The organism is Maribacter aquivivus (assembly GCF_900142175.1).
In the GTDB taxonomy this organism is placed as follows: domain Bacteria; phylum Bacteroidota; class Bacteroidia; order Flavobacteriales; family Flavobacteriaceae; genus Maribacter; species Maribacter aquivivus.
On the sequence record NZ_FQZX01000002.1, the window covers coordinates 188,364 to 207,837 of the forward strand.

Annotated in this window: 19 protein-coding genes; 2 read left to right on the top strand and 17 right to left on the bottom strand. The window is 33.3% G+C overall.

Annotated elements, in window-relative coordinates:
• Nucleotides 1-176: 176 nt before the first annotated feature.
• Entirely contained in the window at nucleotides 177-2,021 is a 1,845-nt protein-coding gene (locus BUC31_RS11140) for a PLP-dependent aminotransferase family protein (RefSeq protein ID WP_073244195.1), read from the top strand.
• 17 nt (nucleotides 2,022-2,038) lie between these two features.
• Here BUC31_RS11140 and BUC31_RS11145 read toward each other — a convergent pair whose 3' ends face one another.
• The 8 genes from BUC31_RS11145 to thiM form a co-directional block, all read right to left on the bottom strand.
• A complete protein-coding gene (locus tag BUC31_RS11145; protein ID WP_073244197.1) occupies nucleotides 2,039-3,019 on the bottom strand; it encodes a PLP-dependent cysteine synthase family protein in 981 nt (326 codons plus the stop codon).
• A 186-nt stretch (nucleotides 3,020-3,205) separates the two neighbouring features.
• Nucleotides 3,206-5,104, bottom strand: a complete 1,899-nt coding sequence (locus BUC31_RS11150; RefSeq protein WP_073244199.1) for a leucine-rich repeat domain-containing protein — start codon at nucleotides 5,102-5,104, stop codon at nucleotides 3,206-3,208.
• Between the two features lie 159 nt (nucleotides 5,105-5,263).
• On the bottom strand, nucleotides 5,264-6,007 hold the full coding sequence (locus tag BUC31_RS11155; RefSeq protein ID WP_073244201.1) for a CPBP family intramembrane glutamic endopeptidase: 744 nt from the start codon (nucleotides 6,005-6,007) through the stop codon (nucleotides 5,264-5,266).
• Between the two features lie 154 nt (nucleotides 6,008-6,161).
• Entirely contained in the window at nucleotides 6,162-7,511 is a 1,350-nt protein-coding gene (locus BUC31_RS11160; protein WP_073244202.1) for a coiled-coil domain-containing protein, read from the bottom strand.
• A gap of 129 nt (nucleotides 7,512-7,640) precedes the next feature.
• Nucleotides 7,641-8,453 (bottom strand): bifunctional hydroxymethylpyrimidine kinase/phosphomethylpyrimidine kinase, encoded by an 813-nt coding sequence (thiD, locus tag BUC31_RS11165; RefSeq protein WP_073244204.1) that lies wholly within the window; start codon nucleotides 8,451-8,453, stop codon nucleotides 7,641-7,643.
• Nucleotides 8,441-9,094, bottom strand: a complete 654-nt coding sequence (gene tenA / locus BUC31_RS11170; RefSeq protein ID WP_073244206.1) for a thiaminase II — start codon at nucleotides 9,092-9,094, stop codon at nucleotides 8,441-8,443. The genes thiD and tenA overlap by 13 nt, the downstream gene beginning before the upstream one ends.
• Nucleotides 9,073-9,714, bottom strand: a complete 642-nt coding sequence (gene thiE, locus BUC31_RS11175) for a thiamine phosphate synthase (protein ID WP_073244208.1) — start codon at nucleotides 9,712-9,714, stop codon at nucleotides 9,073-9,075. Before thiE ends, tenA begins: the two co-directional genes overlap by 22 nt.
• Nucleotides 9,707-10,498 carry a hydroxyethylthiazole kinase gene (gene thiM / locus BUC31_RS11180; RefSeq protein ID WP_073244210.1) on the bottom strand — a complete coding sequence of 264 codons (792 nt, stop codon included), beginning with the start codon at nucleotides 10,496-10,498 and terminating at the stop codon, nucleotides 9,707-9,709. Before thiM ends, thiE begins: the two co-directional genes overlap by 8 nt.
• A gap of 210 nt (nucleotides 10,499-10,708) precedes the next feature.
• Here thiM and BUC31_RS11185 point away from each other — a divergent pair, with 210 nt between their 5' ends.
• Nucleotides 10,709-11,731 (top strand): hypothetical protein, encoded by a 1,023-nt coding sequence (locus BUC31_RS11185; RefSeq protein ID WP_139251958.1) that lies wholly within the window; start codon nucleotides 10,709-10,711, stop codon nucleotides 11,729-11,731.
• 42 nt (nucleotides 11,732-11,773) lie between these two features.
• On the opposite strand, the gene BUC31_RS11190 is transcribed toward BUC31_RS11185, so the two are convergent.
• The 9 genes from BUC31_RS11190 to BUC31_RS11230 form a co-directional block, all read right to left on the bottom strand.
• Entirely contained in the window at nucleotides 11,774-12,880 is a 1,107-nt protein-coding gene (locus BUC31_RS11190; RefSeq protein WP_073244214.1) for a polysaccharide lyase family 7 protein, read from the bottom strand.
• 134 nt (nucleotides 12,881-13,014) lie between these two features.
• Entirely contained in the window at nucleotides 13,015-14,061 is a 1,047-nt protein-coding gene (locus BUC31_RS11195) for a hypothetical protein (protein ID WP_073244216.1), read from the bottom strand.
• Between the two features lie 161 nt (nucleotides 14,062-14,222).
• Nucleotides 14,223-15,173, bottom strand: coding sequence for an NAD(P)-dependent alcohol dehydrogenase (locus BUC31_RS11200; RefSeq protein WP_073244218.1), 951 nt, complete (start codon nucleotides 15,171-15,173; stop codon nucleotides 14,223-14,225).
• Nucleotides 15,174-15,194: 21 nt separating this feature from the next.
• The gene (locus BUC31_RS11205; RefSeq protein WP_073244220.1) at nucleotides 15,195-16,127 is read right to left on the bottom strand and encodes a carbon-nitrogen hydrolase family protein; all 933 of its coding nucleotides are present in this window, start codon (nucleotides 16,125-16,127) and stop codon (nucleotides 15,195-15,197) included.
• Nucleotides 16,128-16,159: 32 nt separating this feature from the next.
• The gene (locus BUC31_RS11210; RefSeq protein WP_073244222.1) at nucleotides 16,160-16,885 is read right to left on the bottom strand and encodes a siderophore-interacting protein; all 726 of its coding nucleotides are present in this window, start codon (nucleotides 16,883-16,885) and stop codon (nucleotides 16,160-16,162) included.
• Between the two features lie 112 nt (nucleotides 16,886-16,997).
• Nucleotides 16,998-17,855: an SDR family oxidoreductase gene (locus BUC31_RS11215; RefSeq protein WP_073244225.1), complete on the bottom strand. Its 858-nt coding sequence runs from the start codon at nucleotides 17,853-17,855 to the stop codon at nucleotides 16,998-17,000.
• A 17-nt stretch (nucleotides 17,856-17,872) separates the two neighbouring features.
• A complete protein-coding gene (locus tag BUC31_RS11220) occupies nucleotides 17,873-18,499 on the bottom strand; it encodes a ferric reductase-like transmembrane domain-containing protein (RefSeq protein ID WP_073244227.1) in 627 nt (208 codons plus the stop codon).
• Nucleotide 18,500: 1 nt separating this feature from the next.
• Nucleotides 18,501-18,698 carry a hypothetical protein gene (locus BUC31_RS11225; RefSeq protein WP_073244229.1) on the bottom strand — a complete coding sequence of 66 codons (198 nt, stop codon included), beginning with the start codon at nucleotides 18,696-18,698 and terminating at the stop codon, nucleotides 18,501-18,503.
• A 7-nt stretch (nucleotides 18,699-18,705) separates the two neighbouring features.
• Nucleotides 18,706-19,332, bottom strand: a complete 627-nt coding sequence (locus BUC31_RS11230; protein WP_073244231.1) for an O-methyltransferase — start codon at nucleotides 19,330-19,332, stop codon at nucleotides 18,706-18,708.
• Nucleotides 19,333-19,474: the final 142 nt, after the last annotated feature.

A 19,474-nucleotide genomic window follows, 5' to 3' on the forward strand; every position in this document is an offset into this window, starting at 1 on the left:
CAATTTTAGCGTAGTTTAAAGAATTGCCATTTGTAATACACTTTTATACTTCACCATATTATTTGACATGAAGTTATTTCATGATTAAGTACATAAACACCATATCAATACATCCACTAAATACTTCAAATAGTTTTAATTATTATGTAATTTCGAAAGGTCTAAAGACAAGAACTATGGAGGTTAGTAGCATGAAGAGTTATATTAAAGATGTATTAGAAAATATGCCAGAAGATTGGTTGAACCTAACTACGCATCGATTAGATATTTACGATGAAGAATTGGCTAAAGTTCAATTTTTAGAGCAGTTTGAAAATTTAGCTAAGCAGAATAATTCTGATGCAACTGCGCTAAGTAATTTACCAACTGCTTATGATTATATCCGGCTTGGTCACCCATTGTCTTGTATTTTAGAATGGGCAATCGCGAAATTAAACGACATAGCACCAGACCAGGTGATTAGTTTTCTATCTAAAACGACTCCTATTTTATCCATCCTTAGAACAAATTTATTAAAGAATACAAATACGCTTATTGCCTACACAAGTGAATTACCCAGTTCTTTTGATGCCGATGTATTACGTGAGATTTACGGCTATACTTTTGAATTAAAGAAAGTTGATGATATTGCAGATATAGTGGCGTTCAACGGTAGTACTATTTTGGTATCGCATCAAGAAGAAATTTCTGCTTCTGACCTTACTACTAATGTTGATTTTTATATAGATATATATGGCAATTTAGGTAGTGTTTTACTGGTTAACGAAGAACAGAATAACACCTATATTTCAGATATTCAGCATGTTAGACGAAGAGAGACTGTTGCAATGACTCCGGATAATTGTCTTAATGCACTACAATCTTTAGTTAATCAACCTTCTACTCAAATTCATAAAACAAATGTAGCCGAGAATAAGACAAAGGTAGTAGATGCCATAAGAGATGTTTCTGGTGCAAATACAACGCCATTGGTTGCTTCTAGCGGATTATCTATTCAATATGCCATTATGATGGGATTGGTTCATCATGCTATTGAAAACCATAAAGGGAAAGCAATTAAAATTGTTGTTCCCCCAAATTGTTACGGTGGTACTAATGACCAAGCAAGACGTGTTGCTGCTTGTAATAATGCTATTGAAATTGTCGATTTACCTGTAGATGGTGATAATGATATGGTGCAAAGTATTGATATCGTTTTGGCTAAACTAGCAAAAGAAGATGCCATACCTTTTATCATTGCCGAAATACCAACAAACCCAAGAGTTGAAGTACCAGATGTTCATAAATTAAGAGCTGTTTTAAGTGCTAAACGAAAAACTGCAAGTGGGAGTGAGGCTATAGATCCTGTTTTTATATTAGATCAAACGTTCTGCCCAAATGTTCACTTTCTAGGTGATGCAGATATATTATCAAACGTTAGAACAATTTCATTTGCTAGTGGCTCAAAATTTCCAAGTGGCGGTAAATGCACTGCAGGATATTGTATCGCTAATAAAATAGCGGAACCTTTAATGGATAAAATTGCCTTGCATTTAAGTCTTTGCGATAATGAAGCTACTGACTTACAATATGAAATTTTAGCAAAGCAAATGCCATCAATGATACAGAGAATTCACGATGCATATGTGAATACGCTTGATTTTGTAAACTTTATAAAACAGACGTTACCTGCCGCTAAAATCAATTTTGTATCTGAAGAATTGGCAAAAGAAGGATTTACGCCATCTGTTTTTTCATTAGACTTGCCAACCAAAGGTGATAGCCCTGAAGAAAGAGAAACGTATAAACGAGAAATGAACCATAGGCTAATCAACCTAATGATAACCGAAATACCTAATGAGAGTAAATACTGTGTTAGCTACGGACAGTTAAATGGCTGTTACTGGACAATACCGGCAACTTCTACCCAAGGCACCACCAAAGAAGATGATAAAGACTATATAGCCCGTGTATCTCTTTCTCCGAATATGGATGTGGAGCTACACAAAAAAGTATTTCTGAAGTTTGTAGAAAGTATGTAAAAACTGTTTGAAAAAGGCTATTCTATATAGCCTTTTTCACGCATCCAATCATCATTGAACATTTTACCAATATATCGGCTACCATGGTCATGAAACAATACTACGACCACATCGTCTTTTGTAAAATGTTCTTTTAATTGCAACACTCCTTTTATGGCTGATCCTGCAGAATTACCCAAAAACATGCCTTCTTCTTTCGCTAAACGTTGTGTATAAACAGCACCGTCTTTATCGGTTACTTTGGTGAAACCATCAATAATGCTGAAGTCAACATTTTTTGGTAAAATATCTTCACCGATACCCTCGGTTACATAAGGGTAGATTTCCTTTTCATCAAAAATGCCTGTTTCGTGGTATTTTTTGAATACACTACCATAGGTATCAATTCCCCAAATTTTAATATCCGGATTTTGTTCTTTTAAATACTTGCCTACCCCAGAAATTGTACCTCCAGTACCAACACCAACAACAAAATGTGTGATTTTACCATCGGTTTGTTTCCAGATTTCTGGTGCCGTGCTTTCGTAATGTGCTTTTGCATTACTTGGGTTATCATACTGATTTACATACCAGCTATTTGGAATTTCTTTCGCCAATCGTTTAGATACCGAGTAATAAGATCTTGGGTCTTCTGGTTCTACCGCTGTTGGGCAAACTACAACTTCAGCACCTACAGCTCTTAAAATATCGCACTTTTCTTTTGACTGTTTATCTGCCAGAACAAAAATACATTTATAGCCTTTTATAATTGCTGCTAATGCCAGACCCATACCGGTATTACCTGAAGTTCCTTCAATAATGGTTCCGCCAGGTTGTAGTCTTCCATCAGCTTCTGCATCCTCGATCATCTTTAACGCCATACGATCTTTAACCGAATTACCAGGGTTAAAAGTCTCGTATTTAGCTAATACTAAACAAGGTAACTCTGCTGTAAGTTTGTTCATTTTTACAAGAGGAGTATTACCAATTGTACCAAGTATATTTTCTGCGTATTCCATAGCTGCTTTTAAAGTCCCTCAAAAGTATAAAACTAGATTGGTATTCGCAATATTGTTGCAGATGCATCAAAAATTATATATAGTATATCGTTCGGATGTTAATGAGACACTACCATAAGATTAAAGTTGGCGTATTTTAATTTATCATAATGTCAAAATTATCATTACCATTGATACTTCGATAAATTATTCACAAGTATCGCTTGAGTCCTTTATTAGAATAACATTGTGCATAGTCTCTAAGGCACAAACTTCTGCCGGTATAACCCTAAGATTTGCAGTATTACTTATAACCAGTCTGTTAAGATTAATCAAATTTCCTAATTCAGTTGGTAAAGAAGTTAAAATAGAATTTCTCCCAATATCTAAATTATACAAATTCTCAAGATTGCCTATTTGGCTAGGGATTCTCTCCAACGGAGTACCTTCTAGAAACAAATTCTCAAGATTAGTAAGATTATCGATTGTTTCAGGTATCATCGTTATTTCTGTATTTGACATACGTAGATAATTCAAATTCAACATATTAGTGATTGTAATAGGAAATATTGCAATTGGGTTATCAGCGAAATGTAACTGTTGCAAAAGAGGGAAATTAAGTTCTTCAGGAAAAACAGTTATTTGATTATTACTCATAACTAAGAGTTCCAATTGAGTAAGGCTACCTAGTTCAATAGGTAATAATTGTATGTTGTTCGTGTTTAAAGATAATTGTATTAGTTGAGTAAGATTACCAATTTCTGTAGGTATACTATCAATATTATTATCACTTAGATTTAAAAATTGTAAATTAGTAAGGTAAAGTATTGTATTTGGAAATTCAGACAAGTTGTTACCACTAACATCCATTCTCCAAATTTTTGTCAATTGCGATACGCTTTCAGGTAAATAGGTAAGTTGATTGTTTTGAACGAAAAAGTTACCCATATTGTTCATATCACCTATATTAGCTGGTAATTGAGTAAGCATATTATTTTCTAAATGGAAATAATCTAAGGATGTTAATGTGGTAAATTCATCTGGTAAGGTTGAAATTTCATTTTGACCTAGATTAATATAGGTTAAATTTTCCAAATTTGCGATTTCAGGGTCAACTATAGTAATATTATTATTACTTAAATCCAAATAATCAAGGCTTGAGATTTCATATATTTCATTAGGTATAGCGTCCAATGAATTAGATGACAAATGTAAATTACTTAGTCTTGTAAAACCGCTCATACCTTCTGGAAAGTTGGTGATATTTCTACCTTGAAATTCTAATCTCCTAACTGATTGATTGCCGAAGGTTTCAACAAAAGGTAATTCATTTAAGCTCATAACACTAAAATCCCAACCTAATGTATTATCAGGATTAAGTGCATCAATTTCCATTAAAAGTTGACGATCAGGTTTTAAACCTGTTGTTAAAGAAACTTCATATGTTTTAATATTTCCAGCTTGTGAAGTAACTGTATAAGTAATAGGTTGACTAAAATTATGAGCAACTTTATTCTGGGGTGAAATGGTTGCAAATTCTGAAGTTGTTATAGTTGGTACTAGTTCGTCGATTTCTGTTCCGACCGGAATGGCAATTGTAATAGTATTATCTTCTTCATTGATTGTACCAACAATATCTTCATGAATTTGTCCAAAAATGGTACCGTCATTATTATCCGTAGCCAACAAACTAAAATTCACTACATTGCCTTCTTCATTTTCATTTTCTGATATTGAAAGTCGATATTCTTGACTAGTACCATCTTCTGCAGTAACCGTAAATTCTACAGAAGATTCTAAGTCTATTGCTGCTTTACTAGCAGGAACTATAGTTGCGTTTGGAGAAATTTCAATTGTTGGAATTAGACCGTTTAATTCGGTGGCAAATGGAAAACCTCCACTTAGACTTAAAGTATTTTGATCGATTGAAATAGTTATATCTTCAATAAGATTTAAATTATCTTCTTTTAAAAATTTAAAACTTACAATTTCTTTATCTTGACTTTTAACTATAGGTGCTGGGGTTTTATCCTCAGTTGGTGAGTCTTTGCTACAAGAGGTTATTAAAATGAATAATGCAGCTATTTTAAAAATTTTTGATTTCATGTAATTTTGGTTATTCAGTTATATAATAAACTGAATTTTAATTTATTTGTTGCTCCTTCCTATTAATTTTTGTGATATATAATGGTACTATAACTCGCATGGGTCCTCGACTGCTTACCCAATGTTAAGGCAAGCTCAGACTGGCAAATAGTATCTTAACTAAAGAAGATAAAAAATACAATAAGTCATTCCTAAATTAAATGCCGAATGGCATAGTATTGCTCCTAAAATTGAACCGCAACGTTCTCTGCAGATATAAAACATAATACTCACCAAAAACATACACAAAACCCATATTGCAGATGGTACAAGTAAAAACTCCCAGTGCTGATTATGGAATACTATACCAAAATGGGAAATATGAACAATAGCGAAAGCTGAACTATCAATTATAGATGCTTTTTTATTACCTAAGGAATTAGCAAAACTTGAATGAACTATACCTCTAAAAAATAGTTCTTCACCTATGGGGCTAAATGTCATACCTATAAATGCCGAAATACCAAAGGTTATTAGTTTTGTTTGTTCGTTTATATCTGTAGATATATTATAAGATTTACTAATATATTGATACCAATTCTCATAGGATTTACCATAAAGTGATTCACCTAAGAAGTAAAGAAACATACTAAAAGTTAAACCAATACAAATTGCTATAATTAGCCAGCTATAGTTTGCAGGTTTTTTGATACCTATTTGATATCTACCATGCTTACTTAGAAATATAAATGGTGCAACTGCCATAAATAGCATCATTATACCAACAAATTGCATATTGCCAATTTGATTGCCATGCAAGACCAAAACTATACGTGGTATACAAAGTAGAAGAATTAATAACAGACCGAATTTCCTATCGAAATTGAAGTGCTTATTCCAGAAGGGTTTTAATTCGTTTTGCATGTTTACTCAAAACTATTTTACTAAATAAAATTTAAATTCTATTGATTAAAAAGAATAATGTATGCACTAACTATTTAAAAAAGTTTTGTCTTAAAAATTATGAAATATACTTTAGCTATTTGTGGTTGTTGGAAATAATTCTAATTGTAAAAACTTACACACCTTTATTAACTATTCCATCTGCAATTTCATCAGTTGCTGTTTTAATAATATCCTTAGTGCTATCTTTTATAGTATCAACAATGGTTTTATCCTTTTTCTTATCTCGGTCAAAATAGTTTAAGATTGGGTTATCAGATTTTTGATAATTTAAAATCAATTTTCCAGGGTTTTCACTTGTTACATTTAAGAAGCTATTTAGAAGTTTTATTCTTAATTCTTCTGACATGGCTGCATCTTCAATATTTTCTATTTGTTTTGAGAGTCCCTCTATTGTCATACTTAGCACTTGTTTATGTGAATACTCCTCTATCAATCTTTTTGATAAATTGACCTTTTTATTAGCAGAAATAGTAACCCAAACTAAAGGAATATAAAGCGGAAGAAATGCTAACATTATTTTAGGAGCTCTTTCTATTGTATCGGTTAAAGTTGCTCCTGATAAAAGATAAACAATACTTATTGTAATTGGTAATAAAGCTGAAAGGGAAATAAATAAAATTCCATTATTAAAACTCTTTTTATATTCTTTATATAATTCTTCTTCTTCACCTTTTTTAGTAACAAATGCAGAACTTAAACCTGCAGTTAAAGCATTTGGTAGTAATGATTCGATTTGTTTGTTAATTTTATCATACTCTTTTTTTGAATTTGATTTTAGGATGTCTATATCACCTTGATTTGTCTTTATAAAATCGTTGTATTGTCCTTCGCTTTTCAGTTTTAAATCTTCAAGATTTACTTCTAAATTTTCAGATACTTCTGTAAGTTGATTGTATGATGTCTCAAGTTCTTTTTTTAAACCTTCAACATTAATTATTTCGCCATCTTCGTCTTCATCCTCATAACCTAGTATCTCTCTATGAAATTCATCTATCTCATTTTTTTTGGTTAAAATTCCTTTATATGTTGTATTTGCTTTACTAGAATTCTCCTCAATTTTTAATATTAATTCATCTAATTTGTCAATTTCTTCTTCAATTTCAGGATGTTCTTCCAAAACTTCACTTATTCTAGTTACGAGATTAGCTAAATTTGTACCGTTTTCAAGTAATTTCTTGTTGACTTCAATTGATTTTGTATGATTTGAAATTATGTCACCTAATTTAGTATCAATTTCAGTTTCTATATTAACTAACCTTGAATGTATATCGTTTGCTTCACCTAGTCTAATTTCGGCTTTATTTCTATATTCAGCAGCTTTTTTAGAGGCTTGCTTAGCTTCTTTTTCAATATCTGATGGTTTTTCAGAAACTTGTTTTTCCAGTTCGGAAAGTCTATCCCAAAGTTTTTTTCTTTCTTCCTCTAAATATTCAATTTTTTTCGAAATTTTCCCTTCAAACATATTTTTGTTCTTTTAAGTTTAGTACAACATTATTTTCGGGGATAAAACGAAGTTCGATTATTCTTAAAACACACGCAAGTATTTTCAACTAGCCTCGTATTAAGTTGTTAACTGAATAGTTAATAACTCCTACAACCCAAAATGATTAATAGGTCCGTTGCCTTGACCTAAGGTTTTATGTTTGCCAGCCGCAATTGCCTTATTGACATAGTTGCAACCTTTTGTAATAGCACTAAGCATAGGTTCTCCTAAACTTAAATAAGCGGCAATGCTTGAAGAAAGGCTACAACCCGTACCGTGAGTATTGTCTGTATGTACTCTTGGGTTTGTTATAATGCTTACTTCTCCTGTATTATCATCATAAAAAACATCGGTCATTATAATTGTATGGTCATTTATATGTCCGCCTTTTAACAATACAGAACTTTGAAACTGTTCTCCGATCTTCTTTACCATGACTTTCATGTTATCACTTGTAATTTTCTGACCAATTAACAATTCTGCTTCAGGAATATTAGGAGTGATCAAACTTACTTTTGGAAATAAATTCTTTAGACAAGCAATGGCATCATCGGTAATTAATTTATGTCCGGATGTAGTGACCATTACTGGGTCTAAAACAATGTTCTTTAATTTATATTCCGCCAGTTTCTCTTGTACTACTTTTATCACTTCGCAAGAATGCAGCATTCCAATTTTAACCGCTCCGAATTGAATATCACTTAGCACGGCATCTAATTGCTTTTCTATATGAGAAATAGGTATGGCGTGTATATCTGTGACTCCTAAAGTATTCTGTGCCGTAGTTGCTGTAATTACCGTGGCCGCGTAGGCACCACAGGCACTAATACTTTTAATATCTGCTTGTATACCTGCACAACCACCAGAATCGCTACCGGCAATAGACAAGACACTGTTGTAAGGTGTTTTTATATCTTCCATGCTTCTTTATTATAGGCGCTATCCCAAAACATCCACTCTAATTTTGATGCTTTTACGAACGCTACTTCCATCTTTTGCAATACATCAACAGATGCATTTGCAGCATATGTGTTGGTAATCGCAATAGCTTGGCTGACCGAAGCAGCAAACGCCTCGCCACCATAAGTATCTATCCAACTTTGATACGTGTTATCGTCTTTATTGGTCTGGTTTGCCTGTATGTAATCTCCAATTTCTTTGTAAATGGTAAAACAAGGTAGTACAACTGCCAATGCTTCTTCTAAAGAATGATTTGTTACGATACGACTCAAGTAACTTGTATACAGTTCGCAAGTAGGAGAGGGCTCGTGTGCTAACTGATTATCTTTTAGAAAAATTTGATGCAGCGCGTTCTCAACATTGATAATCCCTGTAGCGGAATCTAGAAAAAATTGGGTATCATCTACATGCTCGCATTTGACACCCACAGTTGCCAATACTTTTTTATATTCCGCAAGGTACATCGCATCTTGATTGATATAAAACTGAAAAACATCGGATGGGAGCGTACCGTTCATCAACTCTGTAATAAAGGGTTGTTCTTTGATGGCTTCCAGAATATGATCCGTTTTTCCTCTTGCTAGTTGGTACCAGTCTTGCATAATATATTTTTAAGTTCTCTTGATGTTTCTTCAGGATTATCTGCCTTAGAAATGGCAGAAACTACTGCTATTCCGTCCGCTCCATTAGCTATAATTTCTTGTGTATTGTCTTTGTGAATTCCTCCTATGCAGACAATAGGTTTTTTATATATCTGTCGTATTTCTTTTAATCCTAAAATACCTAAGGGTTTTGCTAAATCCGTTGTCTTTATATTCGTAGAAAAAATAGGGGAGATGCCAATATAATCTGCTGCCTGAGCATTAGGCTGCTCGGCGTGTTCTTTATTACTTACCGATAATCCAATAATCTTACTATTACCTAATAACCTACGTGCAACTTCATAAGGCATATCGGACTGACCAATATGAACTCCGTCTGCATCTATAGCCAAAGCAATATCCAGTCGGTCATTAATTAGCAATGGAATTTCATAGTTGCTACATAATTCTTTACACCGTAATGCACGTTTGTAAAACGCTAAGGTATCAGAAGTTTTCTCCCGTAATTGAATGATGGTTGCTCCGCCTTTTAAAGCCCCTTCGAGAATAGCAAAAAAGTGGTTGTCATCTCTAATGCTATCATCCGTCACATACATTAAAGCATAGTCTACTTTAGACATTTGTTTTTACTTTTGATGCTAACATATCGGGAGTAATATGATATAAACTATCATAAAAATTCATCTGGAAACTCCCTGGTCCAGCACTTTTTTCATTCGCCATATCTCCCGCAACGCCCATAATTGCCATTGCCGCTGTAGCTGCCAAATGCGCATTTTCTTCCACACCTAAACATGCACCTACCATAGCAGTTGCCGTACAGCCCATACCGGTAATTTTCGCCATCATAGGGTTGCCATTTTCTATTTTACTAACGGTATCTCCGGTTATGATGAAATCGGTTTCACCACTAATAATAACGGTGTTATTGTATTTCTTAGCCAAAAGTGTAGCGCCTTCAATAGCATCTTGAGTATCCATTGTACTATCTACACCTTTTGTAGAATTGGTCAATTTTGCCAATGCCATAATCTCAGAAGCATTACCACGAATTACATTTGGTGTGGCAGCTTTCATAATCATTTGGGCAACTTCTGTTCTGTAAGTAGATGCACCTACGCCAACTGGATCAAATACAAATGGTGTATTGGTTTTCTTTGCTTGCTCTGCAGCCAAGAGCATACTTTCTACCCATTTCTCGCTTAACGTTCCCATATTAATAACAAGGGAGGAAGAAATGGTTACAATATCCTCAACTTCTTCAATAGCATGCGCCATTACGGGTGATGCGCCAACGGCTAACAATGCATTTGCTGTGTTGTTCATTACCACGTAATTGGTAATATTATGTACTAGTGGGCTCTTGGTTCTAATTTGGTTTAAAACGGTGGCAAAACTGCTCATTGTAATAATTAAATTTATGTTGGTTGATTTATTTTAAACTGAATCAACTAAGTTCGATAATTTCAAAAAAACAGAAAACAATATCATGTTACCATTGTGATAAGTTATTAACGTTGTGTAATAAATTCAAGTAAAATAAAGCCATTGATATTCCGTTAGCTTCTTCAGAATGGTTCACGTAAATTCGGACTAGTTAGAATAGCATTTAGTATGAAAAATATAGGAAAGAGTGTTTGTTTCATTTTAGCGATAATCTCAATGGCGTGTTCATCTAGTGATGATGCCACTGTAACTCCTCCAGTTGAAGCAATCCCTGAAGAGATTGCACCTGTAGAAACCTTAGATTTTGTAAATGCAGAGTTTGTTGCAGATATGCCTGTATCTCAATTTAATACGAGCTTTGTATATGATGATAAAATTTATGCTACAGCTGAAGATGAGACCTATGCTTTTGATATTGGATCAAAAACTTGGAGTCTATTAACCACAGATACAGATACTCCAAAGACAACTTTTGATATCGGTTTAAATTTTATACGTGATGGAAAATGGTATCGATTAATTAGGAAAGGACTTTTTGTATTTGATTTTGAATTAAATGATTGGGAGGTCATTAAATCATTTCCTTTATCAGATTTAATATATTCTATACAAGGGTATTACGTAGAAGCTGAAAATGCTGTTTATGTCTTAGACCAAATAAACCGAGCGGAAATCATCTACAAGTATGATCTTTTAACTAATGAATTAATGGAACACTCAACTTTTGATAATAATGCCGGCTGGTATCCCATATCCGAAAATGCATTTATAATAAACGACACGCGATATGTAGCTCATTTGAATGATTGGGAGGATATGGAAATATCTAAATTCAATGAAGATTACACGGTTTTTGAAACCATAAATGTATTAGAAACCGAAAACTATTTAGACGAAGGTGTTGCTTGCCAATTTGGTGATTATATCATTTTTGGATTAGGAGGAGTCCCCACAGGTGATGCTAATGGAAATATTACAAGAGACCCTTCAACGTTGAATTTTCATTACTATAATACAATTACGGATACCTTTGGTACTATGAACACCCCTTTTTACGAAAGTTGTAGAGATGCTCAATTAGTTACCTATAACAACGAATATTATCTAATTGGCGGACTTACTATAACTAATAACCGAACAGAATTTAGAAGTACTATTGAGAAGCTACAATTTGAAATTATAGCTCCTTAAATAGTTAACATGTAAAAAAATGCTTCTGTTTTTGTGACTGAATTAATCATTTTTCGTGAAATAGCCTTCGTTAGATACGGCTGCATCACTAACCGATATACTCGCAGTTTTAAACCAAACTTCTGCATAGTTGCCATCTTCATATTGTTTTTGAATATCGCCGCCATGGGTTTCCGCACCAGAGCACCAATTCATATTTACGTCAGGAGATTTACCATTAGTTTGGTTGTAAGTACCAAGTTTAAAAAATAGACCTTCACCAGTATATGCCTCTTTGCGCTCAACACCATCTTGACCAATTGGAAAGAATAATTTCTTCGTTTGCTCAGGAATATCAGCTTTTGTAGTGTATTCTGATTCTAACAGATTCTTAGTAAATGTTTTAGTTTCATGTCCGTCACTCATAAACTTCAAGCTCATGATTCCGTCTTTTACAACAACTTCATAGCTAAATTCTTCACCTAAAGCAATACCATCTTCAGGCTCTGCTGGGTAGGTGTCAGCTGTTTCACCAACCACAGAAAAGTCATTTCCCCAAACAGCATTAGAATAGTCCCATCTACCAGCATTATCATCACCAGCGGTATTAATTTCATAATGCCAAAAAACAGAACCTTTAGTGTGACCCGGAAATTTTTTGTAAAATATTTTAAGTGGCTCGTTCTCAAAGGCATCTGCACTATGAATTTGACCAACTACAACAGCATGTGTTGCAGCTACTCTTGCATCACCAGTAGAAGAAACATTCATAACTTTTAATGTAGCGGTTAATTTATCATCTGCCGTTTCTGGATAAAACTTTTTAATCTGCGCTAGTTCTGTTCTGGTATTATTAGAAGTGCCATGAGTATCGCCACCATTGGGAGCTTTAAAAACTACCCAATCATCTTTGCCGTCATTTGTAGTATAGAAGAAATCTTTGTTTTCGAAATTATTGGCAATCCCTGCATTAGATCCATCCCCCAGAATTAATTTCCAATCATCGAAAAAAGGAATGACATCGCTGGCATAAACTGTTTTATCCATTTGTTCTTCGCTAGAACCGTTCTCAGTTGCTGAATCTACTTTTTTATTAGTGTCCTTACAGCTATTAAATGATAGACCTAACACTAAAAGAGAAGCTACTAATGTGATTGTATTTTTATTCATTTTTCTTATTATATAAGGGTATAAGTTATGAATAGTTTAAATAAATTAGCGAATATTAAATATTTATAATATAATTTATTAAAGTTGATATATTATTAGAATTCACTCCATGTAAACAACTGTGAAGAAATAGATTACTTCAATTGACTAATGAAATTTTTAATAGCTCTACCCACAAAATCTTTTTCTGAAACTATAAATCTAACATTAGTATTATTTTTTCTAAGAACAATTGTAAATAAATCCTTTTCATAATTAGACCCTCCAGAACTAAACGAGGGGCTAACATTGTCATTACCCATATTTTTTCTATAAGTTTCTGTTCCTGTAAATTTAGATTTAGATGAACTCATAAAAGAAGCACTGCCTTTTGTCATTTGGAGTTTGTAATCATATTTCTCATCTCCACCAGCAGCTTTATAACTATCGTAGTTCTTAAAATATGTATACTCAAAAGGATATTTTTTAATAGCGGATTTTAGATATAAATTCAAAATTTTAGGAGCATGGTATTCCTCTTTGATTGCACCTACAACGGCAAGTTTACTAGTTTCTAAATCGTCTGGTATTCTATGATTCTCTTCTTTAAATGAGATTCCGTCAATAATTGTATTTATATTATTTAATTCAAGAAGATAGCTTGACTCTTCTTGAGTTAAACTTAGTTTATTCACCAGTTCAGTATCATAAGTTTTGGAATCTATACCTTCATAATTAGACTTTAATTTTACTACTTCTTTCTCTAATTTTTTTATAATCGTACCTCTATAATCCGATGAAGAATTAATGAATCCTGGTTTTAAATTTAAAATCTCTTTTTTAGGATTTAAAATGTCTGGGTTTTTATTTGAATCATTTTCAAAATAGAATAAGTCGTAATCCGGTCCTTTGAAATGATGATATGTTAACAGAAAAATATATTTTACATCTTTATTTCGGATATCAAATTCAATTTCCTTTAAGGATATTTGACTATTAGTATGTAAATAGTTTCCAACCAGATTAAATCCTTTCTCAATTATATTTTCTTTAAACCGTTCTAAGGTTTCCTCGCTATTATCAATAGAGGCTTGAGGATGAAAAATGAAAACGGTATTACTGTCTAAAGCATCTTCGGGTAACTTTTGGGCTTGAATATTAAAGGCAATTAAAAATAAACAGGACAATAGTATTTTACTCATTATTATAGTATTAGGTTTAATGTAAGCTCACATTAAACGATATATAAAATAAGTTATTGTAAAATGAAATTGACTTAAATGGAACACAACTAATTAATTTACTTTTTTTGGAAGTCGTACATTATGCGCGTTGAAGTCGTTTTTGGTTTAGTTTAATTCTATTATATTTCCCAAACCATAGCTACTTTTCCTCTTGTGCGCATTTGCTCAATAAAAGTGATAGCTTCAGGAATTTTAGTATACGGATATGTGTTTTCTAAATGAATTTTAATTTTACCTTCTTGTACTAAGGATGCCAAGATATTTAGGTCGTCTGAATTGGCTTGTGCGGTAAATTGAGTCAACGGAAATTTGCTAATTGCATTGCTCATTAAAACAGAAAACATATGTTTCATAGTAGTAAAACCGACCATTACACCTCTTTTACCCATTCTTTTGTAATCTGAATGCGTGAGGTTACCGTGGGTGTCAATTACCAGGTCGTAATTATCTTTGTACTGATGGATATTGGTTTTATCGTATGCAATGATTTTATCTGCTCCCAGCGATCTTACAAAGTCTGTATTTCTTAAAGAACAAACTGCTGTAACTTTTGCTCCATATGCTTTTGCCAATTGCACTGCAAAATGACCTACACCACCAGAAGCTCCATTGATTAAAACCGATTCCCCAGCCTTTATTTTTCCATGTGTAATTAGTGCTTGGTACGCTGTTAGTCCGGCAACGGGAATACTAGCCATAATAGGGAAATCTATATGTTCAGGTATTTTGGCACATACCTCTGTTGGTACACAAGCATATTCCGCAAAAGCACCACCGCCCAACATTTCTCCAAACACGTGATCCCCAACTTTAAAGTCTTTTACACCGTTACCTATCTCCTTGATTATACCTGCAAAATCTGACCCCAATATAGGTTCCTTAGGTTTGAACAATCCGAAAGATAAGCGAGCAAAAAAAGGTTTCCCACGAAGAATATGCCAATCAGCAGGATTAGCGGAGTTCGCCATAACCTTCACCAAAATACTATGATCTTTTACAGTAGGCATCTCAACTTCTTCTAGTTGAAGTACTTCTGGTCCTCCATAGGTTCTTTTAGTAAAAGCTTTCATTTTATGTAGTTATCAATGTGATTATAAAGTTTTCTTTTCAATCTGCATATCCGGCTGATTGTTGGCTTTAAACTCAAAAATATCGTTACGAGAATAATGACCATTGACATCAAAATCTAACTTTGCATGTACTATTTCATCTAAATCTATTTCTGCTATCAATGCACCAGCTTCATCAAATAATGGTCCTGCAATAACTTTACCCAATGGAGAAACAATAATACTGCCGCCACGACAAAGATTTTCCGGTTCATTTTCTACTAAATGCTGATATTTCTCTGGATACATAGATTTGGTATAATACTGATTACAACCTAAAACAAAACATCTGCCTTCTAAAGCAATATGTTTCATGGTAGATGTCCATTCTTCTCTTGAGTCCGCAGTAGGTGCAATATAGATTTCCACACCTTTTTGATACATTGACATTCTAGCCAAAGGCATATAATTTTCCCAGCAAATGAGTCCGCCTAGTTTACCAATTTCAGTATCGAAACTAACTAGGGACTTACCATCGTCTTCGCTCCAGATTATGCGTTCGCTTCCTGTAGGTTTTATTTTTCGGTGAACACCCAAAAAGCCGTCAGAAGGGGAGATGTAAAGCATTGAACAAAATAAACTACCATTATTAGATTGCTTTTCTGTGATACCAATAACTAAATATACTTTCTCCGTCTTAGCAAGTTTTACTAATCTTTGGAGTTCTTCACCTTCTAAATCAATACTATTTTTATGATATTCGGTATAGATTTTTCTACCTTCTTCTGTTCTGCTACCAACCACAGCACCAAAAGAGAACCCTCTTGGATACCCAGGAATAAAGGATTCCGGGAATACAATTAATTTACAACCTTGCCTTGCGTGGGTTTTTACTAGGATTTCTATTTTTTGAATAGTTTTTTCTTTGTCAAAAAAAACCGGACTATCTTGAATTAGGCAGACTTTTACTTTCATGTATACGGCAAATATTCACCGTAAGTTAACAATTATTCCAACCCCTTTTTATCGGGATTCCAGAATGGTTTTGTTTTAATTTGTTTTGCACTCCAATTCAACTCTTTTCTGAAATAATTGGTTAATGTAACACAAACCCTACTATCACCGGCAATGTATACGATTGTCTCGCCTTTCATTTCGGGAATTATACTATTCAATTTTTGGATGATCTCTACGGATGGATTTTCACTCATCACATTAAAATCAAACGGATTAGCACCATTTACATCTGGAAAAAAATCATCCATATTCTCACTGTAGATAATGCTCTCTATTTGTTTATTATCCGATAGATTTCGATTAATAATATATAGATGTGAAAGTGCCGATAGATCGCCGATCATTAAATAACTATCTGCGGAGTCATCAACAAGAAATTTCCCTTTTTTCCACTTAAAATATACCGTGTCATTGGGTTTGCAAGTTTCTACCCATTTAGCCCCTATACCGTTACTATGAGTTGCAATGGCAATATCTATGGTACTATTTTCTTTATTAATATCCCAAACGCTATAACTTCTTACTTTGTCTTTTAAAGAAATCTCATCTTGATCGATTCCTACGCCTAACCTTAAAAAATGCCCAGGCACAAAATCATAATCAGCAATGCCATCACTCTGAATGCGTATTTTATAGACTGAATCTGATATTTTTGTTTTTGTAAGGATAATTCCTTTTTCAAGAACCTTTTTAATAATGGTTTCCATCAACCCCATATTGTTTCGTTTTTAATTAATGAACAAAGCACCTAGAAATTATATTCTCGGTGCTTCGTCTATAATTTTGTCAATTGCTCTCAAAATTAAATGATCTAATTCTTGAAAATGGTTAAGCTTCACTGTTGTTCTTAAACTCAGAAATCATCTCAAAAAGAGATTTAGGAGCCCTGCCCGTAGCTTTTTCATAGTCGGACGGCACATCGTTAGCTCCAGCTTTTATCCCTTCATATATACCCGCAATAACGGTACCCATGAAATCTCCTAAAGCAGCTTTTCTATCGGCAGCATAATTGTCAACCGTTACCGAATTGTAGATAAGATTAGTGCCATATACCTTATTGATATTTTCTGCCAACTCGCTTTGCGTTACAGGTTCACCAACCAAGTTGTATACTTGACCATTGTGCTTATCTTCAATTAATAATTTTGCGTAGGCGTATCCCAACTCTTCTCTGCTAGTGTAGGTACATTTTCCTTGTCCGGCACAGTTCTCTATTCTGCCTTCTTTAATATAAGTATCCAAATACTCCAAATCTGGCTCAATATAGATTCCGTTTCTACCAATAACCCATTGCAGTCCAGATGCTTGGACGTCTTTTTCTGTTTGTCTGTTGCTTTGTACTATAGGGCTAAAAGCGTTTTTATCTTCATCACCAACAATGCTCGTATATACTAATTTTTTAACGCCATTTTGTTTTGCAGCTTCTATGACATTTCTATGTTGTTGGATTCTTTTTTGAGGTTCGTCCATTCCGGAAACCAAAAGAACGGCGTCTACGCCTTGTAAAGCTGAATTAAAATCTTCACGACTATTATAATCTCCTTTTCTAATTTCTACCCCTAAATAGGTTGCCTTTTCTACAGTTCTGGCAATCCCTATTACATTCTCTTTTCCTATTAAGTTAATTAAGTGTTTTACAATAGATGCACCTAATTTTCCACTGGCTGATGTTACTGCTATTTTCATTTGATTTTATATTTATCTTAAGCTACAGTAGCTTTGTTTTTTCTTCTATTGATGAATTTATCTTTTATAACGGGTATTCTAATGATAAAACCTAACCCCACAATTACGGCATATATGATCCAGGTTTTTTCTAATATGGCAACATGTAAAAGACTAAGTACAATGGCGGCATATGCCCAACTTTGAAGCTTTTTCCATGTGGCTTTTAGCTTTTTCATCCATTTTCTATTAGAAGTTAATAACAACGGAATTAAAATTAAAACAGCTATAAAACCTGCTACGTAATTTACTTGGGTAAACGTTTCTAAAAAGCCTTCTGCCCAAATAAATATTATAAAGTGTAATAAACTCCATACTGCAGTAGCAATACCCATTGCTTGCCTAACAAATAGATTGGTGACACCGAATAGTATGAAAAATGGAGTACAGGTAAGTACAGCAGTCATCCATCGAATAGCAAATTCACCTGTAATATGGTATAACATTTCTAGTGTAGACAAACCTTCTTTACCTCCGTTATCTACCAATGATAAATGGAAGCCATTAGTCATATCAATTTTAAACATATTGCTTAAAATGAATAATGGAAGAATTGCCAAAATAGCAACAATCATCCAACCATAATTTTTCTTTAAAAATGCCATATTATAATGAAGCTTTTAATTCATTCAATTCTTTTTCCAAAGCTTCAGATTTTGCTTTGAACTTTTCCATAGCTTTCTTTAATTGACCTATTTTTTTAAAGGCTTCTTCATCTTGTACAGCTGTATAAAGCGTTTGACCGTCAACCTCTTTTATTTTCGATTTGCTACCACAAGTTGGGCAATTTGCTACTTGACTCATAAACTTATTATTTAATTCTTATTAATACTACTTTACCATCAAATATACTTTCTAGCGTATACTTATCATTTCTACCAACTTCCTTTAAAAATGCACGAGATTCAGTCATGTTGGCATTATCAACATAAATTATGGTATTGGTATGAAAGTTTGACTCTAGCATATTAAATAGGGGTTGATACAAATCTTTCCAACCATCTAAAAACAATAAATCTATTGGCGCTTTATGGTTTTGCAAAGTTTGCATGGCATCACCAATTCTTACATCGATGATATTGGATACTTCCGCTTTCTTAAAATTCTCCATAGCCTTTTCAGCCTTTGAAGCAATTAACTCGGTTGTAATAATTCTACCTTTCGTTTCTAAGGCACCTTGCGCTAAAAACAAAGTAGAGATACCAAATGAGGTTCCAAATTCTACAATATTCTTAAACTTATTTTTCTTTATTAATTCTACTAAAAACAATCCTTGTTCTTCTGTTATAGAGAGATAGGCATGTTTAAAATCTTCCGGCTGCATTGGTCTAATTATACTCTTGACCAAACCTTTTATAATTCTAGTTTTATCGTTTTTAGCATCATTATAAAGTTCGATTAAAGTTGCTTTTATGTTTTCTTGATGTAGGACAATCATATTTTTTTATTAAATCAATTAAATTCTATTTTTAGAACTACATTATTTTTTGATATTTAATTATCAATGGAACTGGATAGCTCCCAATCAGTATAATTCAAAAAACTCTCGAAACAATTTTTGATTCAAGAGTCTTTTGGTA